This window comes from Neobacillus sedimentimangrovi, from assembly GCF_010614825.1.
Taxonomy (GTDB): Bacteria; Bacillota; Bacilli; order Bacillales; family Cytobacillaceae; genus Neobacillus; species Neobacillus thermocopriae.
Genome location: NZ_JAAFZF010000009.1, coordinates 23014 through 46601, shown reverse-complemented (window position 1 = coordinate 46601; position 23588 = coordinate 23014). Strand labels below are relative to the sequence as shown.

The window sequence follows — 23588 nt, the reverse complement described above, 5'->3', positions numbered from 1 at the left end:
TATTTCGTTTAGAGCGTACTTTTAACAGAATAGCTAGTAAAACCAAGCTACACTTGTTTCAAGTGCGCTCTTCTTATAAAGGGTATAACCTGGAATAGAATAGGGAGGTAGGCCCCTTGCTGGACGTTAATAATTTTGAGTATATGAAAATTGGTCTTGCTTCACCGGATAAAATCCGTTCCTGGTCTTATGGTGAAGTTAAAAAACCTGAAACCATAAACTATCGTACGTTAAAGCCGGAGAAAGACGGTCTATTCTGTGAAAGAATTTTCGGCCCAACTAAAGACTGGGAATGTCATTGTGGAAAATACAAACGTGTCCGTTATAAGGGCGTTGTTTGTGATCGATGCGGAGTGGAAGTTACAAGAGCGAAGGTCCGCCGTGAGAGAATGGGCCATATTGAACTGGCAGCACCTGTATCCCATATTTGGTACTTTAAAGGTATTCCTAGCCGTATGGGATTAGTGCTAGATATGTCTCCAAGGGCACTGGAGGAAGTAATTTATTTTGCTTCCTATGTTGTTACAGAACCAGGAGATACTGCCCTAGAAAAGAAACAGCTTTTATCGGAAAAAGAATACCGCGCCTATCGAGAAAAATACGGAAGCAAATTCCAAGCTTCTATGGGTGCGGAGGCTATTAAAAAGCTTCTTTCTGATATTGATTTAGATAAAGAAGTAGATATGTTAAAAGAAGAGTTGAAAACAGCACAAGGTCAACGCCGTACACGTGCGATTAAACGTCTTGAGGTTCTAGAAGCGTTCCGTAATTCAGGTAACGAACCTTCTTGGATGGTGCTTGATGTGCTACCGGTTATCCCACCAGAACTACGTCCGATGGTCCAATTGGATGGTGGTAGATTTGCAACATCTGACCTTAATGACTTATATCGTCGCGTAATTAACCGGAACAACCGTTTAAAACGTTTATTGGATCTTGGTGCACCAAGTATTATTGTTCAAAACGAAAAACGGATGCTTCAAGAAGCGGTTGACGCTCTTATCGATAACGGTCGACGTGGCCGCCCGGTAACAGGACCTGGTAATCGTCCATTAAAATCTCTTTCCCATATGTTAAAAGGTAAGCAAGGACGTTTCCGTCAGAACTTGCTAGGAAAACGTGTAGACTATTCTGGACGTTCAGTTATCGTTGTTGGACCGAACTTGAAAATGTATCAGTGTGGTCTTCCAAAAGAAATGGCACTTGAACTATTTAAGCCATTTGTAATGAAAGAGCTAGTTGAAAAAGGATTGGCTCACAATATTAAATCAGCTAAGCGTAAAATTGAACGAGTCTCTCCAGATGTTTGGGACGTACTTGAAGAAGTCATTAAGGAGCACCCGGTATTATTAAACCGTGCCCCAACGCTTCATAGATTAGGTATTCAGGCCTTTGAACCAACATTAGTAGAAGGCCGTGCCATCCGTCTTCACCCGTTAGTTTGTACGGCTTATAACGCAGACTTTGACGGTGACCAGATGGCTGTTCACGTACCTCTATCTGCTGAAGCACAGGCAGAAGCACGTCTCTTAATGTTAGCTGCACAAAACATTCTAAACCCTAAAGATGGAAAACCGGTTGTTACTCCTTCTCAGGATATGGTATTAGGAAACTATTATTTAACGATGGAAAGAGAAGGCGCAATCGGCGAGGGTATGATATTTAAAGATGCAAATGAAGCCATTCTTGCCTATCATAATGGTTATGTTCACTTGCATTCACGTATTGCAGTTTATGCGGGTTCATTAGGTAATGAAACATTTACGGAAGAACAAAACAATAAGTTGCTTATAACAACAGTTGGTAAACTTATTTTTAATGAAATTCTTCCGAAATCATTCCCTTACATTAATGAACCAACAAAGCATAATCTAGAAGTTGAAACACCTGAAAAGTATTTCGTTGAAAAAGGCGAAAACGTTAAAGAAAAAATTAAAAATATGCCTATAATCGATCCGTTTAAAAAGAAAATCCTTGGAAACATCATTGCGGAAGTATTTAAACGTTTCAAAATTACGGAAACGTCCAAAATGCTTGACCGGATGAAAGATCTTGGATTCAAATACTCAACTAAAGCGGGTATCACTGTTGGGGTTGCCGATATCGTTGTTCTTGGAGAGAAAGAGCAAATTCTTCAAGAAGCACAGGCAAAAGTGGATAATGTAATGAAGCAGTTCAGACGCGGTCTCATTACTGAAGATGAACGTTATGACCGTGTAATCTCCATTTGGAGCCAGGCGAAGGACACTATTCAAGGTAAACTTATGAAATCCTTGAATAAAACGAACCCGATCTTTATGATGAGTGATTCCGGAGCCCGTGGTAACGCTTCGAACTTTACTCAGCTTGCTGGTATGCGTGGTCTCATGGCGAACCCGGCCGGACGTATTATTGAATTACCAATCAAATCAAGTTTCCGTGAAGGATTAACCGTATTAGAGTACTTTATCTCTACACACGGAGCTCGTAAAGGTCTTGCAGATACTGCTCTTAAGACTGCTGACTCTGGTTACTTAACCCGCCGTCTTGTGGATGTGGCTCAAGATGTTATTGTCCGCGAGGATGATTGCGGTACAGACCGCGGCTTTACAATCCGTGCTTTAAAAGATGGTACGGAAATAATTGAAACATTAGAAGAACGTCTAATCGGTCGTTATTCTCGTAATACAATCAGACACCCTGAGACAAAGGAAATCCTTGTTCGAGAGAATGAACTGATTACCGAGGATATTGCTGCTGCCATTGTTGGTGCGGGCATCGAAGAAGTAAAAATTCGTTCTGCTTTCACATGTAATACCCGTCATGGAGTATGTAAGAAGTGTTACGGCCGCAACTTGGCAACTGGACAAGAAGTTGAAGTGGGTGAAGCGGTTGGTATTATAGCTGCTCAATCTATTGGTGAGCCAGGAACTCAGTTAACAATGCGTACCTTCCATACCGGTGGGGTAGCGGGTAATGATATTACTCAAGGTTTACCACGTATCCAAGAGATTTTTGAAGCACGTAATCCTAAAGGGCAGGCGGTAATTTCTGAGATCGATGGTGTAGTTGTAGGTATTAATGAAGGCCGTGACCGACAACATGAAATTGTCATTCAAGGTGAAGTTGAATCTAGAACTTACAATGCGCCATTTACTGCAAGGTTAAAGGTTGCTGCAGGAGACCGTGTAGAACGCGGACAAGAATTAACGGAAGGTTCCGTTGATCCGAAAGAATTATTAAAAGTAAAAGATGTGCATTCTGTACAAGAATATCTGCTCCGCGAAGTACAAAAGGTTTACCGCATGCAAGGGGTAGAAATTGGCGATAAGCACGTTGAGGTAATGGTTCGTCAAATGCTTCGTAAGATTCGAGTAAGCGATGCTGGTGAAACGGATGTATTACCTGGCACATTATTGGATATTCATCAGTTTACGGATGCAAACGAAAAGGCGTTAATGGAAGGCAAAATGCCGGCAACAGGCCGTCCTGTATTACTTGGTATTACCAAGGCGTCGCTTGAAACAGATTCCTTCCTTTCAGCAGCATCATTCCAAGAAACGACAAGGGTTCTTACGGATGCAGCGATTAAAGGTAAACGTGATGAATTACTTGGCTTAAAAGAGAATGTTATCATCGGTAAACTTGTTCCAGCCGGAACAGGTATGCAGCGTTACCGCAAAGCGGAACCTGTATTAAGAGATACTAATTCCGAAGAGCCAATTACAATTGAGTAAATGATTTAGAGGCTGACTATGTCAGCCTCTATTTCAAGAAAAAAATAAATGATTTGTTGACATCCAATTTAGAAGATGGTAATATATCAAAGGTGCTCCTATACACCTGATACTTTGGAGGATGTTATTATGTCTTATGAAAAAGTATTACAGGCGAAAAAGATCATTATAGGAACAAAACAAACAGTGAAAGCACTTAGAGAAGGAAATGTTCAAGAGCTGATTGTAGCATCGGATGCTGATTCAAAAGTAATTGCACCAGCTGTTACTGAGGCTGAGGAACATGGAATTCCAATTCAGTATGTGGATTCTATGAAAAAACTAGGAAAAGCATGTGGAATTGAAGTTGGTGCTGCAACTGTTGCCATTATCTGTTAAAAACTGTTTTTGTAGATCTGGAAATCTGCAAAAACTTTGTTTTTGCAAAAAAATGAACCACCTGGATGTGTGGGCTTAAAAATAATGAAGGGAGGAAAAAGCATGCCTACAATTAACCAATTAGTGCGCAAGCCTCGTCAATCAAAAGAGGTTAAATCAAAATCTCCTGCGCTAAACAAAGGTTATAATAGCTTTAAAAAATCTCAAACTAACGTATCATCACCACAAAAACGCGGGGTGTGTACTCGTGTTGGTACAATGACTCCGAAAAAACCAAACTCTGCGTTACGTAAATATGCACGTGTACGCTTAACTAATGGTATTGAGGTAACAGCATACATTCCTGGTATCGGCCACAACCTACAAGAACACAGCGTTGTTCTTATCCGTGGTGGTCGTGTAAAAGACTTACCGGGTGTACGTTATCATATTGTACGTGGTGCACTTGATACTGCAGGTGTAAACAACCGTATGCAAGGCCGTTCTAAGTACGGTACAAAGAAACCAAAAGCAGCTAAGAAATAAACAAAATAATTACAAGCTTCTTTGAAAGGAGGAAGACATATGCCACGTAAAGGTCCTGTAGCAAAAAGAGACGTTTTACCTGATCCAATTTACAATTCTAAATTAGTTACTCGTTTAATTAATAAAATGATGATTGATGGTAAAAGAGGTAAAGCACAAGAAATTCTTTACTCAGCATTTGATACCATTCGTGAACGTACTGGCAAAGATCCGATGGAAGTTTTCGAAGCAGCAATGAAAAACATCATGCCTGTACTTGAAGTACGCGCTCGTCGTGTAGGTGGTGCAAACTACCAAGTACCAGTTGAGGTGCGTCCTGACCGCAGAACCACTCTTGGACTTCGTTGGTTAGTTAACTATGCACGTCTTCGTGGTGAAAAAACAATGGTAGAGCGTTTAGCTAATGAAATTATGGATGCAGCAAACAATACTGGTGCTTCTGTTAAGAAGCGTGAAGATACTCACAAAATGGCAGAAGCGAACAAAGCGTTTGCTCACTATCGTTGGTAATTTAACCTTCAATAAAAAAACTTTCATACTAGGAAGGAGAAAGACCCAATGGCAAGAGAGTTCTCCTTAGAAAAGACTCGCAATATCGGTATCATGGCTCACATTGATGCTGGTAAAACAACAACCACTGAGCGTATTCTTTATTACACTGGTAAAATTCACAAAATCGGTGAAACTCATGAAGGTGCGTCTCAGATGGACTGGATGGAGCAAGAACAAGAGCGCGGAATTACCATTACTTCTGCTGCGACTACTGCGCAGTGGAAGGGTCACCGTGTAAACATCATCGACACACCAGGGCACGTAGACTTCACTGTTGAGGTTGAGCGTTCTCTACGTGTGCTTGATGGTGCAGTAGCAGTTCTTGATGCTCAATCTGGTGTTGAGCCGCAAACAGAAACAGTTTGGCGTCAAGCCACAACTTACGGCGTTCCACGTATTGTTTTCGTTAACAAAATGGACAAAATTGGTGCTGATTTCTTATATTCAGTAAAAACATTACATGAACGCCTTCAAGCAAATGCACATGCGATTCAATTACCAATCGGTGCAGAAGATCAGTTCCATGGAATCATTGACCTTGTTGAAATGCATGCAGTGTTTTACGGAAATGATTTAGGAACTGAAATTGAAGTTCGCGAAATTCCAGAGGAATATCGTGCACAAGCTGAAGAATACCGCGAAAAGTTAATTGAAGCTGTTGCGGAACTAGATGAAGAATTAATGGAAAAGTACCTTGGTGGTGAAGAGATCACTAAAGAAGAGCTAAAAGCAGCGATTCGTAAAGGTACTGTAAATGTTGAATTCTATCCTGTACTTTGTGGTTCAGCATTTAAAAACAAAGGTGTTCAATTAATGCTAGATGCAGTAATTGATTACCTACCATCTCCAGTTGATGTACCAGCTATCAAAGGTCATGCACCGGATGCTGAAGATGAAGTGATTGAACGTCATTCTAGCGATGATGAGCCGTTTGCTGCTCTTGCATTTAAAGTAATGACTGACCCATATGTTGGTAAACTTACATTCTTCCGTGTATACTCTGGTACACTAGAATCTGGATCATATGTTCAAAACTCTACTAAAGGGAAACGTGAACGTATTGGTCGTATCCTGCAAATGCACGCAAACCACCGTCAGGAAATCTCCAAAGTTTATGCTGGAGACATTGCTGCAGCTGTAGGTTTAAAAGATACAACAACTGGCGACACTCTATGTGATGAGAAAAATCTTGTTATCTTAGAGTCTATGCAGTTCCCAGAGCCTGTAATCCAATTATCTGTTGAGCCTAAATCTAAGGCTGACCAAGATAAAATGGCTACAGCGCTTCAAAAATTACAAGAAGAAGATCCAACCTTCCGTGCACACACTGATACGGAAACTGGCCAAACGATTATCGCTGGTATGGGTGAGCTTCACCTTGATATCATCGTTGACCGTATGCGCCGAGAGTTTAAGGTAGAAGCAAATGTTGGTGCTCCACAAGTTGCTTACCGTGAAACTTTCCGTGCAAGTGCACAAGTAGAAGGTAAGTTTGCCCGCCAATCTGGTGGTCGCGGACAATATGGACACGTTTGGATTGAGTTCTCACCAAACGAAGAAGGAAAAGGCTTCGAGTTTGAAAATGCTATTGTTGGTGGTGTTGTTCCACGTGAATACATTCCAGCAGTAGAACAAGGCTTGAAGGATGCTATGGAACGAGGCGTACTAGCAGGTTATCCAATGGTAGACATCAAAGCAAAATTATTTGATGGTTCATACCATGATGTCGACTCTTCAGAAATGGCATTTAAAATTGCTGCTTCTTTAGCACTTAAAAATGCTGCTTCTAAATGTCAACCTGTTATCCTTGAACCAGTTATGAAGGTTGAAGTCGTAATTCCTGAAGAATATTTAGGAGATATTATGGGTTCAATCACTGCACGCCGCGGACGTGTTGAAGGTATGGAAGCTCGCGGTAATGCACAAGTTGTACGTGCGATGGTTCCACTATCAGAAATGTTTGGTTACGCAACTTCTCTTCGTTCAGCAACTCAAGGTCGTGGTGTATTCACTATGCACTTTGATCACTATGAAGAAGTTCCAAAATCAATTTCTGATGAAATTATCAAAAAAAATACAGGTGAATAATTGATTTTCATCTGTATATAAAGTATAACTACTTATGTAATAATGGAAACTGTTAGAATGGACAACCATCTAACAGTTTCCACTAAAAATATACTTAACCTTATAATCCAAAGGAGGATTTTCCAAAATGGCAAAAGCTAAATTTGACCGCTCTAAGCCACACGTAAACATTGGTACAATTGGTCACGTTGACCATGGTAAAACTACTTTAACAGCTGCAATTACTTCTGTTCTTGCTAAGCAAGGTAAAGCAGAAGCTCGTGCATACGATCAAATCGACGGTGCTCCAGAAGAAAGAGAACGTGGTATCACAATCTCTACTGCACACGTTGAGTATGAAACAGATGCACGTCACTATGCACACGTTGACTGCCCAGGACACGCTGACTATGTTAAAAACATGATCACTGGTGCTGCACAAATGGACGGCGGTATCCTTGTTGTATCTGCTGCTGACGGTCCAATGCCACAAACTCGTGAGCACATTCTTCTTTCTCGTCAGGTAGGTGTACCATACCTTGTTGTATTCATGAACAAATGCGACATGGTTGATGACGAAGAACTTCTTGAACTAGTAGAAATGGAAGTTCGTGACCTTCTTTCTGAGTATGAGTTCCCTGGAGATGAAATTCCAGTTATCAAAGGTTCTGCTCTTAAAGCATTAGAAGGCGACCCTCAATGGGAAGAAAAAATCATTGAATTAATGAACGCTGTTGACGAGTACATTCCAACTCCAACTCGTGACACTGACAAACCATTCATGATGCCAGTTGAGGACGTATTCTCAATCACTGGTCGTGGTACAGTTGCTACTGGACGCGTAGAGCGCGGTGTAGTTAAAGTTGGTGACGCAGTTGAGATCGTTGGTTTCACTGATGAGCCAAAATCTACTACTGTAACTGGTGTAGAAATGTTCCGTAAACTTCTTGACTTTGCTGAAGCTGGTGACAACATCGGTGCGCTTCTTCGCGGTATTTCACGTGATGAAGTAGAGCGTGGACAAGTATTAGCAAAACCAGGTTCTATCACTCCACATACAAAGTTCAAAGCACAAGTTTACGTATTATCTAAAGAAGAAGGTGGACGTCATACTCCATTCTTCTCTAACTACCGTCCACAATTCTATTTCCGTACTTCTGATATCACTGGTATCATTACTCTTCCAGAAGGTACAGAAATGGTTATGCCTGGAGACCACATTGAAATGTCTGTAGAACTTATCGCTCCTGTTGCGATCGAAGAAGGAACTAAGTTCTCTATCCGTGAAGGCGGACGTACTGTAGGTTCAGGTTCTATCACTGCAATCGTTGAGTAATAACAACTATAATAAGCAGCTGGATGAAGGTCCAGCTGCTTTTTTTGTGAAAAATTTTTGGGATGAGTGTTACTACAAAAGTATCTATATTAATTCCAGGAATATTCAGATATTTTTGTTGGTAATAAAGTGTTTTTTAGGAATCGCTGTTTGATATAACAAGTTTCTTCTATAGAATAGGAGTACTTGAAAAAGCTAGTATTAGGAACTTATTGGAGATTCAATTTAGGCTGTTGAAAACTAGTATAACAGCCTTTATAATAATTAAAGTGTTCAGCAGCATAAACATAAAAAAATCGTGATAAATGTTGCGTTTACTTTATGTTTTATGTATAATAGACAATGTTGGTCTTTGACTGCGATGATGTGGAAGGTTGCTGACACACCCGGCCGCTTTGCCATGGCGAGTGTGTGGGAAATTTCCACGGAGAATGTCTATTTTTAAAATAGGCGAATAAAGGAGGGAAAATAATGGCAAAACAAAAAATCCGTATCCGCTTAAAAGCATATGATCACAGAATCCTTGATCAATCTGCAGAAAAAATCGTAGAAACAGCAAAACGTTCTGGAGCGGCTGTGTCAGGTCCGATTCCACTTCCAACAGAAAAATCTGTCTATACGATTCTTCGTGCGGTTCACAAATATAAAGATTCTCGTGAACAATTTGAAATGCGGACACATAAACGTCTAATTGACATCGTTAACCCAACACCACAAACTGTTGATGCGTTAATGAGATTAGATTTACCATCCGGTGTAGATATCGAAATTAAACTTTAATTTAATAAATGAACAGAAAATTAGGAGGTGTGACTTACATGACCAAAGGAATCTTAGGAAGAAAGATTGGTATGACTCAAGTATTTGCAGAGAACGGAAACTTAATTCCTGTAACTGTAGTTGAAGTTACTCCAAACGTTGTTCTTCAAAAGAAAACTGTTGAAACTGATGGTTATGAAGCAGTTCAACTTGGTTTTGAGGACAAACGTGAAAAATTAGCAAACAAACCTGAAAAAGGTCACGTTGCTAAAGCAAATACTGCTCCTAAGCGCTTCATTCGCGAATTCCGCGGAAACGACTTAGCAGGCTATGAAGTTGGTCAAGAAGTCAAAGTTGATATTTTCGCTGCTGGCGATTTAGTAGACGTAACAGGAATTTCAAAAGGTAAAGGTTTCCAAGGTGCGATTAAACGCCATGGACAATCTCGTGGACCTATGTCTCACGGTTCTCGTTACCATCGTCGTCCTGGTTCAATGGGGCCTATCGCTCCAAACCGTGTAGTAAAAGGTAAAGCATTACCTGGTCGCATGGGTGGAGAGCAAGTAACTGTACAAAACCTTGAAATTGTTAAGGTTGATGTTGAACGTAATCTTCTATTAATTAAAGGTAACGTTCCAGGTGCGAAAAAAGCATTACTAAAAATTAAAAGTGCGGTTAAAGCATAATTACTTCATAGGAAAGGAGGAACATAGGAATGCCGAAAGTAGCATTATATAACCAAACTGGTTCTCAAGTTGGCGAAATCGAACTAAACGAGAATGTCTTTGGTATTGAACCTAACCAAAACGTATTGTTTGAAGCGATTATCATGCAAAGAGCTTCATTACGTCAAGGTACTCATAAAGTAAAAAATCGTTCTGAGGTAAGCGGCGGTGGCCGTAAGCCATGGCGTCAAAAGGGAACAGGCCGTGCTCGTCAAGGGTCTATCCGTTCACCACAATGGCGCGGAGGTGGTACTGTATTTGGTCCACAACCACGTAGCTACAGCTATAAATTACCGAAAAAAGTTCGCCGTTTAGCAATTAAATCTGCTCTATCTTCTAAAGTATTAGAAGAAAATCTACTAGTATTAGAAAACTTAGTGTTTGAAACACCAAAAACAAAAGACTTCAAAGCTGTTTTAAATGGTCTTTCTGTAGAGAAAAAAGCACTTATTGTTACTGCTGACCTGGATGAAAATGTAGCACTTTCTGCTCGTAACCTTCCTGGTGTAACAGTTGTAACAGCTGATGGCATCAACGTGTTAGACGTTGTAAATCATGATAAGTTGATCATGACTAAAGCAGCGGTTGAAAAAGTAGAGGAGGTGCTTGCATAATGGATGCACGCGATATCATTAAGCGCCCCGTTATTACTGAACGTTCTACTGACTTAATGGCTGAAAAGAAATATACATTTGAAGTAGATGTTAAGGCTAATAAAACTCAAGTCAAAGATGCGGTTGAAGAAATCTTTGGTGTAAAAGTTGAAAAAGTTAACATCATGAACTACAAAGGCAAATTTAAACGCATGGGTAAATTTGGCGGCTACACAAACAAACGTCGTAAAGCAATCGTCAAATTAACTGCTGATAGCAAAGAAATCGAATTCTTTGAAAGCTAAAATCCAATAAACAGAGGAGGGAAATAAAATGGCGATTAAAAAGTACAAACCTACCTCCAATGGTCGTCGTGGGATGACAGTTTCTGATTTCGCTGAAATCACAACTAGCACTCCTGAGAAATCTCTTTTAGCTCCGCTAAAGAAAAAAGGCGGCCGTAATAATCAAGGTAAGTTAACTGTTCGTCATCAAGGTGGCGGTCACAAGCGTCAATATCGTATCATCGATTTTAAACGTAACAAAGATGGCATTCCAGGACGCGTTGCCACAATCGAATACGATCCAAATCGTTCTGCAAATATTGCATTAATTAATTATGTTGATGGTGAAAAGCGTTACATCCTAGCTCCTAAAAACTTAGAAGTTGGTATGGAAATTATGTCAGGCCCTGAAGCCGACATCAAAGTAGGTAACGCACTTCCACTTGCTAACATTCCTGTTGGTACAGTTGTTCACAACATTGAGTTAAAACCAGGAAAAGGTGGCCAATTAGTACGTTCTGCTGGTACTTCTGCTCAAGTACTTGGTAAAGAAGGAAAATACGTTCTAGTCCGTTTAACATCTGGAGAAGTTCGTATGATCCTTGCAGAGTGCCGTGCATCTATCGGTCAAGTAGGTAATGAACAACATGAACTAATCAACATTGGTAAAGCTGGACGCTCTCGCTGGTTAGGTAAGCGCCCAACTGTTCGCGGTTCCGTTATGAACCCTAATGATCACCCACACGGTGGTGGTGAAGGACGTGCGCCAATCGGACGTAAATCACCTATGACACCTTGGGGCAAACCTACTCTTGGTTACAAAACTCGTAAGAAGAAAAACAAATCTGATAAGCTTATTATTCGTCGTCGTAAAAAATAACGGGATTGAACTACGGTTCAAGGTAAGAACCGTAGACCAATCACGAAGGGAGGTTCATTCATGGGTCGCAGCTTAAAAAAAGGACCATTCGTTGATGAGCATTTAATGTCAAAGATCGAAAAGCTAAATGAATCAGATAAGAAGCAAGTTATTAAAACTTGGTCACGCCGTTCTACGATCTTCCCACAATTCATTGGCCATACGATCGCTGTTTATGATGGCCGCAAACATGTGCCTGTTTATATTACGGAAGACATGGTAGGTCACAAACTTGGAGAATTTGCTCCAACTCGTACTTACAAAGGTCATGCCGCTGATGATAAGAAAACAAGACGTTAAGAGAGGAGGGCATCCTAATGCAAGCTAAAGCTGTTGCTAGAACAGTACGTATTGCTCCTCGTAAAGCACGTTTAGTCGTCGATTTAATTCGAGGAAAGCAAGTTGGTGAAGCGGTATCGATTTTAAAATTAACACCGAAAGCTGCTTCTCCAATCGTTGAAAAAGTATTAAAATCTGCTATGGCAAATGCTGAGCACAACTATGAAATGGACGTAAACAACCTTGTTGTAGCTCAAGCTTTTGTTGACGAAGGACCAACGTTAAAACGTTTCCGTCCACGTGCACAAGGTCGCGCTAGCCAAATTAACAAGCGCACAAGCCACATTACAATTGTTTTATCAGAGAAGAAGGAGGGATAAGCTGTGGGTCAAAAAGTAAATCCGGTCGGTTTGCGTATTGGAATCATCCGTGATTGGGAATCAAAATGGTACGCAGGCAAAGACTTTGCTGATCTTTTACACGAAGATATTAAAGTTCGTGAATACATCACGAAGCGTTTAAAAGATGCTTCTGTTTCTAAAGTAGAAATCGAACGTGCTGCAAACCGTGTAAACATTACAATCCATACAGCTAAGCCTGGTATGGTTATTGGTAAAGGCGGTACAGAAGTTGAAGCACTTCGTAAAGCATTAAATCAATTAACTGGCAAGCGAGTTCACATCAATATTCTTGAAATCAAAAAAGCTGATATTGATGCAAAACTAGTTGCAGAAAACATTGCTCGCCAATTAGAAAATCGTGTTTCTTTCCGCCGTGCACAAAAACAAGCTATTCAACGTGCTATGCGTGCAGGTGCAAAAGGAATCAAAACCATGGTATCTGGTCGTCTAGGTGGTGCGGATATCGCACGCTCAGAACACTATAGCGAAGGAACAGTTCCACTTCATACACTTCGCGCTGATATTGACTATGCTACAGCTGAAGCTGACACAACTTACGGAAAACTTGGTGTTAAAGTATGGATCTATCGTGGAGAGGTCCTTCCTACTAAGAAGAAAACTGAGGAAGGAGGCAAATAATCATGTTATTGCCAAAACGCGTAAAATTCCGTCGCCAGCATCGTGGTAAAATGCGTGGTAATGCAAAAGGCGGTACTGAAGTAACATTTGGTGAATTTGGTTTACAAGCAACTGAAGCTTCTTGGATTACTAACCGACAAATCGAAGCTGCACGTCGTGCTATGACTCGTTACATGAGACGTGGTGGTAAAGTTTGGATTAAAATTTTCCCACATAAGCCATACACTGCTAAGCCTCTAGAGGTTCGAATGGGTTCCGGTAAAGGTGCTCCAGAAGGCTGGGTAGCTGTTGTCAAACCTGGGAAAGTTATGTTTGAAATTGCTGGTGTATCTGAAGAAATCGCACGTGAAGCTCTTCGTCTTGCATCACACAAACTTCCAGTTAAGTGTAAGTTTGTAAAACGTGAAGAAATTGGTGGTGAATCAAATGAAAGCTAATGAAATTCGTGACCTTACCACTGCTGAAATTGAACAAAAAGTAAAATCTTTAAAAGAAGAGCTTTTCAACCTTCGCTTTCAATTGGCGACAGGACAACTTGAAAATACAGCTCGTATTCGTGAAGTACGTAAAGCGATTGCTCGCATGAAGACTGTGATTCGTGAGAGAGAGATCAGCTTTAACAAGTAGAAACTTGAGAGGAGGTTCACGATAAATGAGTGAACGTAACCAACGCAAGGTTTACACTGGACGCGTTGTTTCTGACAAAATGGATAAAACCATTACTGTTCTAGTAGAAACATACAAAAAGCATCCGCTATATGGTAAACGCGTAAAGTACTCTAAGAAGTACAAAGCTCATGATGAGCAAAACCAAGCAAAAGTTGGCGATATCGTACGTATTATGGAAACTCGTCCACTTTCAGCTACTAAGCGCTTCCGTTTGGTTGAAATTGTAGAAAAAGCAGTTATTATTTAATTGTTCGGATTTAGCAAGATTTCCGAAAGGAGGTTACACACATGATTCAACAAGAATCACGTTTGAAAGTTGCTGACAACTCTGGTGCTCGTGAAGTACTTACTATTAAAGTTCTTGGTGGTTCAGGCCGTAAGACTGCTAACATTGGCGATATCATCGTTTGTACTGTGAAACAAGCAACACCAGGGGGCGTTGTTAAAAAAGGTGATGTTGTTAAAGCAGTAGTTGTTCGTACAAAGAGCGGTGTTCGCCGTCCTGACGGTTCTTACATTCGTTTTGATGAGAACGCATGTGTTATTGTCAAGGAAGATAAGAGCCCTCGTGGAACTCGTATCTTCGGACCAGTTGCACGCGAACTTCGCGATAACAACTTTATGAAAATCGTTTCACTTGCTCCAGAAGTTCTATAATCAAAAATAACAATTGCCTTTAAGGAGGTGCTTACGGATGCATGTAAAAAAAGGCGATAAGGTCAGAGTAATCTCTGGTAAGGATAAAGGTAAAACAGGTGAGATCCTAGCTGCTTATCCTAAAGAAAGCCGTGTTGTTGTAGAAGGCGTGAACATTGTTAAAAAACATTCTAAGCCTTCTCAAGCTAATCCACAGGGCGGAATTATCAGCTTTGAAGCTCCAATTCATGTATCAAATGTAATGCCTATTGATCCTAAAACTGGTAACCCTACTCGCGTTTACCATAAAGTAATTGATGGTAAAAAAGTACGCGTAGCAAAATCCGGTGAAGTATTAGATAAATAATTTAAATAAGAAGGGAGGTACAATACATGAACCGCCTAAGAGAAAAATATAACAAAGAAATCGTTCCTGCTCTTATGAGCAAGTTCAACTATAAATCAGTAATGGAAGTACCAAAGATCGAAAAAATCGTTGTTAACATGGGTGTTGGTGATGCAGTTCAAAACGCCAAAGCTCTTGACAACGCAGTTGAAGAACTAGCTACTATTACAGGTCAAAAGCCACTTGTAACTCGTGCTAAGAAATCTATTGCAGGCTTCCGTCTTCGTGAAGGTATGCCAATCGGTGCAAAGGTTACTCTTCGCGGTGAGCGCATGTATCAATTCTTGGACAAATTAGTTTCTGTTTCTTTACCTCGTGTACGTGACTTCCGTGGTGTTTCTAAGAAAGCATTTGATGGTCGCGGTAACTACACTTTAGGTATTAAAGAACAGCTAATCTTCCCTGAAATTGATTACGATAAAGTAAGCAAAGTGCGCGGTATGGACATCGTTATTGTTACTACTGCAAAAACAGATGAAGAGTCTCGTGAACTTTTAACTCTACTTGGAATGCCATTCCAAAAGTAATCGCTAAATAAGGAGGCGAAAACGTGGCTAAAAAGTCAATGATTGCGAAACAAAGACGTAAGCCTAAATTTAAAGTTCAAGCGTATACTCGTTGCGAACGCTGTGGCCGTCCACACTCTGTATACCGTAAATTTAAGCTTTGCCGTATTTGTTTCCGTGAATTAGCGTATAAAGGACAAATTCCTGGTGTTAAAAAAGCAAGCTGGTAAAACTCATAGTTGTGGAAGGAGGTAAAAATAATGGTCATGACAGATCCAATTGCAGATATGCTTACTCGCATTCGCAATGCGAACATGGTACGTCACGAAAAATTAGAAGTGCCTGCTTCTAATATTAAAAAAGAAATTGCTGAAATTCTAAAGCGCGAAGGTTTCATTCGTGACGTTGAATATATCGAAGACAACAAACAAGGTATTATTCGTATTTTCTTGAAATACGGTCCAAATAACGAACGTGTTATTACTGGTCTTAAGCGTATAAGTAAGCCTGGACTACGCGTTTATGCTAAATCCAACGAGGTACCACGTGTACTTAATGGTCTTGGAATCGCACTTGTTTCAACTTCACAAGGTGTAATCACTGATAAAGAAGCTCGTGCTAAGCAAATCGGCGGAGAAGTTCTCGCATACGTTTGGTAATCGATTTTTTGATGAATGGAGGTGCACTAAATGTCTCGCGTAGGAAAAAAACCAATTGAAATTCCAGCAGGAGTAACAGTTACATTAAATAACAACACTGTTACTGTAAAAGGACCAAAAGGCGAGCTTACTCGTACTTTTAATCCTGATATGAACATTAAAATTGAAGAGAATGTTATTACAATCTCTCGTCCTTCTGATGTGAAAGAGCACCGCGCATTGCACGGTACAACTCGCGCGGTAATCGCAAACATGATTGAAGGTGTTTCTAAAGGCTTTGAAAAGAGTTTAGAATTAATCGGGGTTGGATACCGTGCACAAAAGCAAGGTAACAAACTTGTATTAAACGTAGGTTACTCTCATCCAGTTGAGATTGAACCAGAAAATGGCCTTGAAATTGAAGTTCCTTCAAATACAAAAGTTACTGTTAAGGGTGCTGACAAAGAACGTGTTGGTGCATTAGCAGCAAATATTCGTCAGGTTCGTCCTCCTGAGCCATACAAAGGCAAAGGAATCCGTTACGAAGGCGAATATGTACGCCGTAAAGAAGGTAAAACAGGTAAGTAATGCCGCATAGGTAAACGAAAGGAGTGACGGAAATGATTACGAAGCAAGATAAAAACGCTGTTCGCAAGAAAAGACATGCTCGTGTTCGTGCGAAACTAAGCGGTACCTCTGCTCGTCCACGTCTAAATGTGTTTCGTTCCAATAAGCATATTTATGCTCAATTAATCGATGACACTAAAGGAGTTACTTTAGCAAGTGCTTCTACATTAGATAAAGAACTTAACCTTGAGTCTTCAAGCAATATTGAAGCTGCGAAAAAGGTCGGAGAATTAGTCGCTAAACGTGCGGTTGAAAAAGGTATCACTTCTGTTGTGTTTGACCGTGGAGGATACTTGTACCATGGACGTATTCAAGCATTAGCTGATGCTGCCCGCGAAAACGGCTTACAATTTTAATAGACAAAGGAGGGACATAAATAATGCGTCGCATTGATCCAAACAAACTTGAACTAGAAGAACGCGTAGTTACGGTAAACCGTGTTGCGAAGGTTGTTAAAGGTGGACGTCGTTTCCGTTTCTCTGCACTTGTTGTAGTCGGAGATAAAAACGGCCATGTCGGTTTCGGTACCGGTAAAGCACAAGAAGTGCCTGATGCAATCCGCAAAGCAATTGAGGATGCTAAGAAAAATCTAATTGAAGTGCCAATCGTTGGAACTACTATTCCACATGAAGTAATTGGACGTTTTGGAGCAGGTGAAATCCTTATCAAACCTGCCTCTGAAGGTACAGGAGTAATTGCCGGCGGTCCAGTTCGTGCGGTACTTGAACTTGCTGGTGTTGGTGATATCCTATCTAAATCCCTTGGAACGAACACTCCAATTAACATGGTACGTGCAACTGTCGAAGGGTTAAAACAATTAAAACGTGCTGAAGACGTAGCGAAATTACGTGGTAAATCAGTAGAAGAACTGTTAGGATAAGGAGGGATATCAAATGGCGAATAAACTATTAGTTACCCTCAAAAAAAGCGTCATTGGTCGTCCTCAAGACCAACGCGAAACAGTTAAAGCACTAGGTTTACGGAAACTAAATCAAACAGTTGAGCATCAAGATAACGCTGCTATTCGCGGTATGATTAATAAAGTTGCTCACCTTGTTACAGTTAAAGAACAATAAAAGTTGTTTTCTTTCATAAGGAGGTGCCAATATGAAACTTCATGAGTTAAAACCTGCCGAAGGTTCTCGTAAAGAGCGCAAGCGTTTAGGTCGCGGTATCGGATCTGGTCAAGGTAAAACTGCAGGTAAAGGTCATAAAGGTCAAAAAGCTCGTTCCGGCGGCGGTGTTCGCATTGGTTTCGAGGGTGGTCAAACACCTTTATTCCGTCGTTTACCAAAACGAGGTTTTACAAACATTAACCGCAAAGAATATGCAGTTGTAAATCTTGATGCGTTAAATCGCTTTGAAGAAGGTACAGAAGTTACTCCAGAACTTCTTATCGAAACAGGCGTTGTAAGTAACGAGAAAGCAGGAATCAAGATTCTTGCAAAAGGGAACATAGAGAAAAAACTTACTGTAAAGGCTCATAAATTCTCATCTGCTGCTAAGGAAGCGATCGAAGCTGCTGGTGGAACTACAGAGGTGATCTAATGTTCCAAACTATCTCCAATTTTATGCGCGTGGGTGAAATAAGACGTAAGATCATATTCACCCTTTTAATGTTAATCGTGTTTCGAATCGGTGCATTTATACCTGTACCAAATGTAAATGCTGAAATTCTTGCTCTACAAGATCAAATGAGCGCTTTCGGCATTTTAAATACATTTGGTGGAGGTGCACTAAAAAACTTCTCCATCTTTGCGATGGGAATTATGCCTTATATCACTGCTTCTATTATTATCCAACTTCTGCAAATGGACGTTGTTCCTAAATTTACAGAGTGGTCCAAACAAGGGGAAGCAGGTCGCCGTAAGCTTGCCCAATTTACACGTTATTTTACGATTGTGCTTGGTTTTATCCAGGCTTTTGGTATGGCTTATGGTTTTAATAACTTAGTTGGCGGACAGCTAATTGAGAATCCTGGTATAGGCACGTATTTACTAATTGCGGTAGTATTAACAGCTGGTACTGCTTTTTTAATGTGGTTAGGTGAACAAATTACGGCAAAAGGTGTGGGCAATGGTATTTCCATTATCATCTTTGCAGGGATTGTTGCTGGTATTCCAACAGTACTCAATCAAATTTTTGTTCAACAATTTGAAAATGCAGGGGATCAGTTGTTCATACGAATTGTTAATGTGGTTCTAATTGCTCTTGCTGTTCTTTTAATTACTGTTGGAGTTATTTTTATTCAACAGGCTACTCGAAAAATTCCAATTCAATACGCTAAACGCGTTGTAGCAGGTCGTACCCCTGTGGGTGGCCAATCCACTCATATGCCGTTAAAAGTTAACGCAGCTGGGGTTATTCCAGTAATCTTTGCGGTTTCATTTATTGTTACACCTAGAACGATTGCATCGTTCTTCCCAACAAATGATGTGACATTATGGATCAATAAGAATCTGGACTACTCTGCTCCAATTGGAATGATTTTATATGCTGTATTAATTATTGCGTTTACTTATTTTTACGCTTTTATTCAAGTGAATCCTGAACAAGCAGCGGAAAACTTACAAAAGCAAAGTGGATATATTCCTGGAATTCGTCCAGGTAAGAACACGCAAGATTATTTAACTCGCGTTTTATATCGTTTAACATTTGTGGGTGCGATCTTCTTGACAATCATCTCGATCCTCCCTGTGTTTTTCATAAACATAGCGAATCTTCCACAATCAGCCCAAATTGGAGGAACAAGTTTGCTCATCGTTGTCGGTGTTGCACTCGAGACGTATAAGCAGCTTGAAGCACAATTAGTTAAACGTCATTATAAAGGTTTTATTAAATAAAGAAGGTTTAACGGGACCCAAATACGGGCCCCTAAAAACCCATTCTTAAGCACGAGGGGGAATACGTGTGAATTTAGTATTAATGGGGCTTCCTGGTGCAGGTAAAGGAACCCAAGCTGAGAAAATTGTTGAACGATACGGCATCCCTCATATTTCTACTGGAGATATGTTCCGTGCAGCAATGAAAGAAGGAACTGAACTAGGTTTAAAAGCTAAATCATTTATGGACAAAGGTGAACTTGTTCCTGATGAAGTAACAATTGGCATTGTCCGTGAACGTTTAAGTAAAGATGACTGTCAAAATGGTTTTTTACTTGATGGTTTTCCTAGAACGGTCCCTCAAGCCGAAGCATTAGAAAGTCTTTTAGCAGATTTAAATAAAAAGATTGACTATGTAATCAATATTAATGTTGATAAAAGTATTCTAATGGAACGTTTGACAGGACGCCGCATTTGTAAAGAGTGTGGTTCTACGTATCATCTTGTTTTCAACCCTCCTGCCAAAGAGGGCGTTTGTGATCGCTGTGGGGGAGAGCTTTACCAAAGAACAGATGATAACGCAGAAACTGTTCAAAATAGATTAGATGTTAACATCAAGCAGCAGGAACCATTATTAACGTTTTACGAAACTAAAGGTTATTTACGTACAATTGATGGTCAGCAAGATATTAACAAAGTATTTGCTGATATCGAGAATTTATTGCAAGGGCTTCGTTAATTATTAGCCCTATTATCATGGCATGCGACTCTCGTTATCTCTCCTAAAACTATGGATGTATGTGAAAGCATTAGGCTTTTCTCTTGTACTAGTTGTATACAGGGCCGAGAGTTGGGCAAGAATGACATGAAGAAATGAAATTCTTCATTAGACAAAAATTACTTGCGGACAAAATACGTACTACATGTTATACTTTAAAGGTTGCCAACAACGTACGATCGAGAAGACACGCTTTGCATTACTAGTCATTAATGACGATATTTTGAAAAGAGAAGGGAGACGAGACCCATGGCCAAGGATGATGTAATTGAAATTGAAGGTAAAGTGATTGAAACTTTGCCAAATGCAATGTTTAAGGTAGAATTAGAAAATGGTCATACTGTGCTTGCTCATGTTTCCGGGAAGATTCGTATGCACTTTATTCGGATTTTGCCAGGAGATAAAGTAACTGTTGAGCTTTCTCCATATGACTTAACTCGCGGAAGAATCACTTACCGCTTTAAATAATCTGATTGCACTCCGTACTACTAAGGAGGTTAGGATAATGAAAGTAAGACCATCAGTTAAACCGATCTGCGAAAAGTGTAAAGTAATCCGTAGACGCGGAAAAGTTATGGTTATCTGTGAAAACCCTAAACATAAACAAAAACAAGGTTAATTCTAAGGGAGGTGTGCATTAATGGCACGTATTGCTGGTGTTGATATTCCACGTGAAAAGCGTGTAGTTATCTCTTTAACTTACATTTATGGTATTGGCAAAAAAACTGCACAAAAAGTTCTTGCAGAAGCTGGAGTTTCTGAAGATACTCGTGTACGTGATTTAACAGAGGACGAATTAAACAAAATCCGTGATATCGTTGACAAGCTAAAAGTTGAAGGTGACCTTCGCCGTGAAGTTTCTCTTAACATTAAACGTTTAATGGAAATTGGTTGCTACCGCGGATTGCGTCATCGTCGTGGTTTACCTGTTCGTGGACAAAATACGAAAAACAATGCTCGTACACGCAAAGGTCCTCGTAAGACTGTTGCGAACAAGAAGAAGTAATCGGCAAAGGAGGTTATTTAAATGGCTCGTAAAACAAATACACGTAAACGTCGTGTTAAAAAGAATATTGAATCTGGTATCGCACATATCCGTTCAACATTTAACAACACAATTGTAACAATTACTGATGTCCATGGTAATGCAATTTCTTGGTCAAGTGCAGGTGCGCTTGGATTCAAAGGTTCTCGTAAATCTACTCCATTTGCAGCGCAAATGGCAGCTGAAACTGCAGCAAAATCATCTATGGAACATGGTATGAAAACATTAGAAGTTACTGTTAAAGGCCCTGGTGCAGGTCGTGAGGCAGCAATTCGTGCGCTTCAAGCTGCTGGGTTAGAAGTAACAGCAATTAAAGATGTTACTCCAGTTCCACATAACGGATGCCGTCCACCAAAACGTCGTCGTGTTTAATTTTTCTGTATAGAAGTTGTATTATTTGTCTATAATGGGATATGTTATGAATTTTCCCTAATACAGAAAATGCATTCCAGTTGTTGTGCACAAAACGGGAAAGTATACATGGGGGAATTTCGATTAGCGGTGAACTAATCGAGGTTTCGACGTTTTGAAGGAGGGTTATGAATTGATCGAAATAGAAAAACCAAAAATCGAAACGGTTGAGATCAGCGATGATGCCAAGTACGGTAAATTTGTCGTAGAGCCACTTGAGCGTGGATATGGTACCACTTTGGGTAACTCCTTACGTCGTATCCTATTATCTTCACTCCCAGGTGCCGCTGTTACATCGATTCAGGTCGATGGGGTACTTCATGAGTTCTCAACAATTGAAGGCGTCGTAGAGGATGTAACATCCATCATTTTAAACATTAAAAAATTAGCTTTAAAAATCTACTCTGATGAAGAGAAAACACTTGAAATTGATGTACAAGGCGAAGGCCCGGTTACAGCAGCCAATATTACGCATGACAGTGATGTGGAAATCTTAAATCCAGATCTCCATATTGCAACGCTAGCGTCTAATGGACACCTACGCATGCGCTTAACGGCAAAACGAGGCCGCGGCTATACTCCTGCAGATCAAAACAAGAGGGAAGACCAACCGATTGGTGTCATTCCGATTGATTCTATTTACACTCCGGTTTCTCGTGTATCTTATCAAGTAGAAAATACTCGCGTAGGTCAATCGACAAATTATGATAAGCTAACGCTTGATGTTTGGACAGATGGAAGCACTGGGCCAAAAGAAGCGATTGCTCTTGGTTCAAAGATTTTGACCGAGCATTTGAACATTTTCGTTGGTTTAACCGATGAGGCTCAAAATGCTGAAATCATGATAGAAAAAGAAGAAGATCAGAAAGAAAAAGTTCTTGAAATGACGATTGAAGAACTCGATCTATCTGTTCGTTCATATAACTGTTTAAAACGTGCCGGAATTAATACAGTTCAGGAATTAGCAAATAAAACTGAAGAAGATATGATGAAGGTACGTAATTTAGGTCGCAAATCACTTGAAGAAGTGAAAGCAAAACTAGAAGAGCTTGGATTGGGCTTACGTAAGGACGACTAATAATTATATTATTTGTTCATTTATTAAGCTTATTCAATCCGATTAATGACTTCAAAAAGGAGGGAACCCTTCATGGCATACAGAAAGTTAGGACGTACAAGTGCACAGCGTAAAGCTATGCTTCGTGATTTAACAACAGACTTAATCATCAACGAACGCATCGAAACAACAGAAAGTCGTGCGAAAGAACTTCGCTCTACTGTTGAGAAGATGATTACTCTTGGAAAACGTGGTGACTTACATGCACGCCGTCAAGCTGCAGCTTTTATTCGCAACGAAGTAGCTAATGCTGAAACTGGCCAAGATGCACTTCAAAAGCTATTCAGCGATATCGCTCCACGTTACCAAGAACGTCAAGGCGGTTATACTCGCATCATGAAGCTTGGACCACGTCGCGGCGATGGCGCTCCAATGGTTATCATTGAATTAGTTTAATATATTCTTTAGACAACAAGGGTACTGGACAGTTTAGTAACAAACTTGTTCTCTGCCCTTTTTGTTTAAGGTTAAGGAAAACACTTAACGGTGTTTTCTAAAGTCAAACGACAAACGTTTAAACTTAAATTTATTTAAGGTGAATGTTGTAACATTTTGCTTCAGCATACACCTTTTACACGAACCAAGCCAAAAAGAGCGTTATGATGAGCGTATGCTCCAATATTTGTATTGGACCGTTTAAATGGAGATAGTGTATATCGGAAAGAAAGTGATGTGTTCTTTTTCTTTGCTGCGTCTCGTCTAGCTCATGCACCTCTTCCCATTCCTGTGAAGGAATTGTTATTGATAGGCAGTTGATATC

Annotated in this window: 35 protein-coding genes; all 35 read left to right on the top strand. The window is 40.2% G+C overall.

Annotation, left to right across the window (positions count from 1 at the left end; genetic code table 11):
- Positions 1–116 precede the first annotated feature (116 nt).
- The 35 genes from rpoC (at position 117) to rplQ (ending at position 23224) form a co-directional block, all read left to right on the top strand.
- Complete coding sequence (gene rpoC, locus GZA11_RS05500; RefSeq protein WP_163183173.1) at positions 117–3716, top strand: DNA-directed RNA polymerase subunit beta'; 3600 nt, start codon at positions 117–119, stop codon at positions 3714–3716.
- 129 nt (positions 3717–3845) lie between these two features.
- On the top strand, positions 3846–4094 hold the full coding sequence (locus GZA11_RS05495; protein WP_038538435.1) for a 50S ribosomal protein L7ae-like protein: 249 nt from the start codon (positions 3846–3848) through the stop codon (positions 4092–4094).
- 102 nt (positions 4095–4196) lie between these two features.
- Positions 4197–4619, top strand: a complete 423-nt coding sequence (rpsL, locus tag GZA11_RS05490) for a 30S ribosomal protein S12 (RefSeq protein WP_038538438.1) — start codon at positions 4197–4199, stop codon at positions 4617–4619.
- Between the two features lie 39 nt (positions 4620–4658).
- Entirely contained in the window at positions 4659–5129 is a 471-nt protein-coding gene (gene rpsG, locus GZA11_RS05485; protein WP_038538441.1) for a 30S ribosomal protein S7, read from the top strand.
- A gap of 48 nt (positions 5130–5177) precedes the next feature.
- Positions 5178–7259 (top strand): elongation factor G, encoded by a 2082-nt coding sequence (fusA, locus tag GZA11_RS05480; protein WP_163183172.1) that lies wholly within the window; start codon positions 5178–5180, stop codon positions 7257–7259.
- A 127-nt stretch (positions 7260–7386) separates the two neighbouring features.
- Positions 7387–8574: an elongation factor Tu gene (gene tuf / locus GZA11_RS05475; protein WP_038538447.1), complete on the top strand. Its 1188-nt coding sequence runs from the start codon at positions 7387–7389 to the stop codon at positions 8572–8574.
- A 471-nt stretch (positions 8575–9045) separates the two neighbouring features.
- Positions 9046–9354 carry a 30S ribosomal protein S10 gene (gene rpsJ / locus GZA11_RS05470; protein WP_007085291.1) on the top strand — a complete coding sequence of 103 codons (309 nt, stop codon included), beginning with the start codon at positions 9046–9048 and terminating at the stop codon, positions 9352–9354.
- Between the two features lie 38 nt (positions 9355–9392).
- A complete protein-coding gene (rplC, locus tag GZA11_RS05465; RefSeq protein ID WP_038538451.1) occupies positions 9393–10019 on the top strand; it encodes a 50S ribosomal protein L3 in 627 nt (208 codons plus the stop codon).
- 29 nt (positions 10020–10048) lie between these two features.
- On the top strand, positions 10049–10672 hold the full coding sequence (gene rplD, locus GZA11_RS05460; RefSeq protein WP_038538454.1) for a 50S ribosomal protein L4: 624 nt from the start codon (positions 10049–10051) through the stop codon (positions 10670–10672).
- Entirely contained in the window at positions 10672–10956 is a 285-nt protein-coding gene (gene rplW / locus GZA11_RS05455; RefSeq protein ID WP_038538457.1) for a 50S ribosomal protein L23, read from the top strand. Before rplD ends, rplW begins: the two co-directional genes overlap by 1 nt.
- A gap of 28 nt (positions 10957–10984) precedes the next feature.
- Positions 10985–11815, top strand: coding sequence for a 50S ribosomal protein L2 (gene rplB, locus GZA11_RS05450; RefSeq protein ID WP_038538460.1), 831 nt, complete (start codon positions 10985–10987; stop codon positions 11813–11815).
- Positions 11816–11875: 60 nt separating this feature from the next.
- A complete protein-coding gene (rpsS, locus tag GZA11_RS05445; RefSeq protein WP_038538462.1) occupies positions 11876–12154 on the top strand; it encodes a 30S ribosomal protein S19 in 279 nt (92 codons plus the stop codon).
- A gap of 17 nt (positions 12155–12171) precedes the next feature.
- The gene (gene rplV, locus GZA11_RS05440; protein ID WP_038538465.1) at positions 12172–12513 is read left to right on the top strand and encodes a 50S ribosomal protein L22; all 342 of its coding nucleotides are present in this window, start codon (positions 12172–12174) and stop codon (positions 12511–12513) included.
- Between the two features lie 3 nt (positions 12514–12516).
- The gene (gene rpsC, locus GZA11_RS05435; RefSeq protein ID WP_038538468.1) at positions 12517–13173 is read left to right on the top strand and encodes a 30S ribosomal protein S3; all 657 of its coding nucleotides are present in this window, start codon (positions 12517–12519) and stop codon (positions 13171–13173) included.
- A 2-nt stretch (positions 13174–13175) separates the two neighbouring features.
- Entirely contained in the window at positions 13176–13610 is a 435-nt protein-coding gene (gene rplP / locus GZA11_RS05430) for a 50S ribosomal protein L16 (protein ID WP_163183171.1), read from the top strand.
- Entirely contained in the window at positions 13600–13800 is a 201-nt protein-coding gene (gene rpmC / locus GZA11_RS05425) for a 50S ribosomal protein L29 (protein WP_038538474.1), read from the top strand. Before rplP ends, rpmC begins: the two co-directional genes overlap by 11 nt.
- A 25-nt stretch (positions 13801–13825) precedes the next feature.
- Complete coding sequence (gene rpsQ / locus GZA11_RS05420; protein ID WP_038538477.1) at positions 13826–14089, top strand: 30S ribosomal protein S17; 264 nt, start codon at positions 13826–13828, stop codon at positions 14087–14089.
- A 41-nt stretch (positions 14090–14130) separates the two neighbouring features.
- Positions 14131–14499 carry a 50S ribosomal protein L14 gene (gene rplN / locus GZA11_RS05415; protein ID WP_038538479.1) on the top strand — a complete coding sequence of 123 codons (369 nt, stop codon included), beginning with the start codon at positions 14131–14133 and terminating at the stop codon, positions 14497–14499.
- 37 nt (positions 14500–14536) lie between these two features.
- Complete coding sequence (rplX, locus tag GZA11_RS05410; protein WP_163183170.1) at positions 14537–14845, top strand: 50S ribosomal protein L24; 309 nt, start codon at positions 14537–14539, stop codon at positions 14843–14845.
- Positions 14846–14871: 26 nt separating this feature from the next.
- Positions 14872–15411, top strand: a complete 540-nt coding sequence (rplE, locus tag GZA11_RS05405) for a 50S ribosomal protein L5 (RefSeq protein WP_038538485.1) — start codon at positions 14872–14874, stop codon at positions 15409–15411.
- A gap of 23 nt (positions 15412–15434) precedes the next feature.
- Positions 15435–15620: a type Z 30S ribosomal protein S14 gene (locus tag GZA11_RS05400; RefSeq protein ID WP_038538488.1), complete on the top strand. Its 186-nt coding sequence runs from the start codon at positions 15435–15437 to the stop codon at positions 15618–15620.
- A gap of 30 nt (positions 15621–15650) precedes the next feature.
- Positions 15651–16049 carry a 30S ribosomal protein S8 gene (gene rpsH, locus GZA11_RS05395; protein ID WP_038538490.1) on the top strand — a complete coding sequence of 133 codons (399 nt, stop codon included), beginning with the start codon at positions 15651–15653 and terminating at the stop codon, positions 16047–16049.
- A gap of 30 nt (positions 16050–16079) precedes the next feature.
- Entirely contained in the window at positions 16080–16616 is a 537-nt protein-coding gene (gene rplF, locus GZA11_RS05390) for a 50S ribosomal protein L6 (RefSeq protein WP_038538494.1), read from the top strand.
- A gap of 32 nt (positions 16617–16648) precedes the next feature.
- Positions 16649–17011, top strand: coding sequence for a 50S ribosomal protein L18 (gene rplR / locus GZA11_RS05385; protein WP_038538497.1), 363 nt, complete (start codon positions 16649–16651; stop codon positions 17009–17011).
- 23 nt (positions 17012–17034) lie between these two features.
- Positions 17035–17535, top strand: a complete 501-nt coding sequence (gene rpsE, locus GZA11_RS05380) for a 30S ribosomal protein S5 (protein ID WP_038538500.1) — start codon at positions 17035–17037, stop codon at positions 17533–17535.
- Positions 17536–17548: 13 nt separating this feature from the next.
- Complete coding sequence (gene rpmD / locus GZA11_RS05375) at positions 17549–17731, top strand: 50S ribosomal protein L30 (RefSeq protein WP_038538503.1); 183 nt, start codon at positions 17549–17551, stop codon at positions 17729–17731.
- A gap of 31 nt (positions 17732–17762) precedes the next feature.
- Positions 17763–18203, top strand: a complete 441-nt coding sequence (gene rplO, locus GZA11_RS05370; RefSeq protein ID WP_038538505.1) for a 50S ribosomal protein L15 — start codon at positions 17763–17765, stop codon at positions 18201–18203.
- Entirely contained in the window at positions 18203–19498 is a 1296-nt protein-coding gene (secY, locus tag GZA11_RS05365; protein WP_038538508.1) for a preprotein translocase subunit SecY, read from the top strand. Before rplO ends, secY begins: the two co-directional genes overlap by 1 nt.
- 67 nt (positions 19499–19565) lie before the next feature.
- On the top strand, positions 19566–20216 hold the full coding sequence (locus GZA11_RS05360) for an adenylate kinase (RefSeq protein WP_038538512.1): 651 nt from the start codon (positions 19566–19568) through the stop codon (positions 20214–20216).
- Between the two features lie 288 nt (positions 20217–20504).
- A complete protein-coding gene (gene infA, locus GZA11_RS05355) occupies positions 20505–20723 on the top strand; it encodes a translation initiation factor IF-1 (RefSeq protein ID WP_007085268.1) in 219 nt (72 codons plus the stop codon).
- A gap of 37 nt (positions 20724–20760) precedes the next feature.
- A complete protein-coding gene (gene rpmJ / locus GZA11_RS05350; RefSeq protein ID WP_000868344.1) occupies positions 20761–20874 on the top strand; it encodes a 50S ribosomal protein L36 in 114 nt (37 codons plus the stop codon).
- 21 nt (positions 20875–20895) lie between these two features.
- Positions 20896–21261, top strand: a complete 366-nt coding sequence (gene rpsM, locus GZA11_RS05345; protein ID WP_038538516.1) for a 30S ribosomal protein S13 — start codon at positions 20896–20898, stop codon at positions 21259–21261.
- A 21-nt stretch (positions 21262–21282) separates the two neighbouring features.
- Positions 21283–21672 (top strand): 30S ribosomal protein S11, encoded by a 390-nt coding sequence (gene rpsK, locus GZA11_RS05340; RefSeq protein ID WP_038538519.1) that lies wholly within the window; start codon positions 21283–21285, stop codon positions 21670–21672.
- Between the two features lie 172 nt (positions 21673–21844).
- Positions 21845–22789 (top strand): DNA-directed RNA polymerase subunit alpha, encoded by a 945-nt coding sequence (locus GZA11_RS05335; protein WP_038538522.1) that lies wholly within the window; start codon positions 21845–21847, stop codon positions 22787–22789.
- A 72-nt stretch (positions 22790–22861) separates the two neighbouring features.
- Positions 22862–23224 carry a 50S ribosomal protein L17 gene (rplQ, locus tag GZA11_RS05330; RefSeq protein WP_038538525.1) on the top strand — a complete coding sequence of 121 codons (363 nt, stop codon included), beginning with the start codon at positions 22862–22864 and terminating at the stop codon, positions 23222–23224.
- Positions 23225–23588: the final 364 nt, after the last annotated feature.

Excerpts from the sequence above, each read along its gene's own strand:
- GZA11_RS05495 (WP_038538435.1), top strand. The coding sequence starts at position 3,846 with ATGTCTTATGAAAAAGTATTACAGGCGAAAAAGATCATTATAGGAACA.
- rpsL (WP_038538438.1), top strand. The coding sequence starts at position 4,197 with ATGCCTACAATTAACCAATTAGTGCGCAAGCCTCGTCAATCAAAAGAG.
- rpsG (WP_038538441.1), top strand. The coding sequence starts at position 4,659 with ATGCCACGTAAAGGTCCTGTAGCAAAAAGAGACGTTTTACCTGATCCA.
- fusA (WP_163183172.1), top strand. The coding sequence starts at position 5,178 with ATGGCAAGAGAGTTCTCCTTAGAAAAGACTCGCAATATCGGTATCATG.
- tuf (WP_038538447.1), top strand. The coding sequence starts at position 7,387 with ATGGCAAAAGCTAAATTTGACCGCTCTAAGCCACACGTAAACATTGGT.
- rpsJ (WP_007085291.1), top strand. The coding sequence starts at position 9,046 with ATGGCAAAACAAAAAATCCGTATCCGCTTAAAAGCATATGATCACAGA.
- rplC (WP_038538451.1), top strand. The coding sequence starts at position 9,393 with ATGACCAAAGGAATCTTAGGAAGAAAGATTGGTATGACTCAAGTATTT.
- rplD (WP_038538454.1), top strand. The coding sequence starts at position 10,049 with ATGCCGAAAGTAGCATTATATAACCAAACTGGTTCTCAAGTTGGCGAA.
- rplW (WP_038538457.1), top strand. The coding sequence starts at position 10,672 with ATGGATGCACGCGATATCATTAAGCGCCCCGTTATTACTGAACGTTCT.
- rplB (WP_038538460.1), top strand. The coding sequence starts at position 10,985 with ATGGCGATTAAAAAGTACAAACCTACCTCCAATGGTCGTCGTGGGATG.
- rpsS (WP_038538462.1), top strand. The coding sequence starts at position 11,876 with ATGGGTCGCAGCTTAAAAAAAGGACCATTCGTTGATGAGCATTTAATG.
- rplV (WP_038538465.1), top strand. The coding sequence starts at position 12,172 with ATGCAAGCTAAAGCTGTTGCTAGAACAGTACGTATTGCTCCTCGTAAA.
- rplP (WP_163183171.1), top strand. The coding sequence starts at position 13,176 with ATGTTATTGCCAAAACGCGTAAAATTCCGTCGCCAGCATCGTGGTAAA.
- rpmC (WP_038538474.1), top strand. The coding sequence starts at position 13,600 with ATGAAAGCTAATGAAATTCGTGACCTTACCACTGCTGAAATTGAACAA.
- rpsQ (WP_038538477.1), top strand. The coding sequence starts at position 13,826 with ATGAGTGAACGTAACCAACGCAAGGTTTACACTGGACGCGTTGTTTCT.
- rplN (WP_038538479.1), top strand. The coding sequence starts at position 14,131 with ATGATTCAACAAGAATCACGTTTGAAAGTTGCTGACAACTCTGGTGCT.
- rplX (WP_163183170.1), top strand. The coding sequence starts at position 14,537 with ATGCATGTAAAAAAAGGCGATAAGGTCAGAGTAATCTCTGGTAAGGAT.
- rplE (WP_038538485.1), top strand. The coding sequence starts at position 14,872 with ATGAACCGCCTAAGAGAAAAATATAACAAAGAAATCGTTCCTGCTCTT.
- rpsH (WP_038538490.1), top strand. The coding sequence starts at position 15,651 with ATGGTCATGACAGATCCAATTGCAGATATGCTTACTCGCATTCGCAAT.
- rplF (WP_038538494.1), top strand. The coding sequence starts at position 16,080 with ATGTCTCGCGTAGGAAAAAAACCAATTGAAATTCCAGCAGGAGTAACA.
- rplR (WP_038538497.1), top strand. The coding sequence starts at position 16,649 with ATGATTACGAAGCAAGATAAAAACGCTGTTCGCAAGAAAAGACATGCT.
- rpsE (WP_038538500.1), top strand. The coding sequence starts at position 17,035 with ATGCGTCGCATTGATCCAAACAAACTTGAACTAGAAGAACGCGTAGTT.
- rpmD (WP_038538503.1), top strand. The coding sequence starts at position 17,549 with ATGGCGAATAAACTATTAGTTACCCTCAAAAAAAGCGTCATTGGTCGT.
- rplO (WP_038538505.1), top strand. The coding sequence starts at position 17,763 with ATGAAACTTCATGAGTTAAAACCTGCCGAAGGTTCTCGTAAAGAGCGC.
- secY (WP_038538508.1), top strand. The coding sequence starts at position 18,203 with ATGTTCCAAACTATCTCCAATTTTATGCGCGTGGGTGAAATAAGACGT.
- infA (WP_007085268.1), top strand. The coding sequence starts at position 20,505 with ATGGCCAAGGATGATGTAATTGAAATTGAAGGTAAAGTGATTGAAACT.
- rpmJ (WP_000868344.1), top strand. The coding sequence starts at position 20,761 with ATGAAAGTAAGACCATCAGTTAAACCGATCTGCGAAAAGTGTAAAGTA.
- rpsM (WP_038538516.1), top strand. The coding sequence starts at position 20,896 with ATGGCACGTATTGCTGGTGTTGATATTCCACGTGAAAAGCGTGTAGTT.
- rpsK (WP_038538519.1), top strand. The coding sequence starts at position 21,283 with ATGGCTCGTAAAACAAATACACGTAAACGTCGTGTTAAAAAGAATATT.
- rplQ (WP_038538525.1), top strand. The coding sequence starts at position 22,862 with ATGGCATACAGAAAGTTAGGACGTACAAGTGCACAGCGTAAAGCTATG.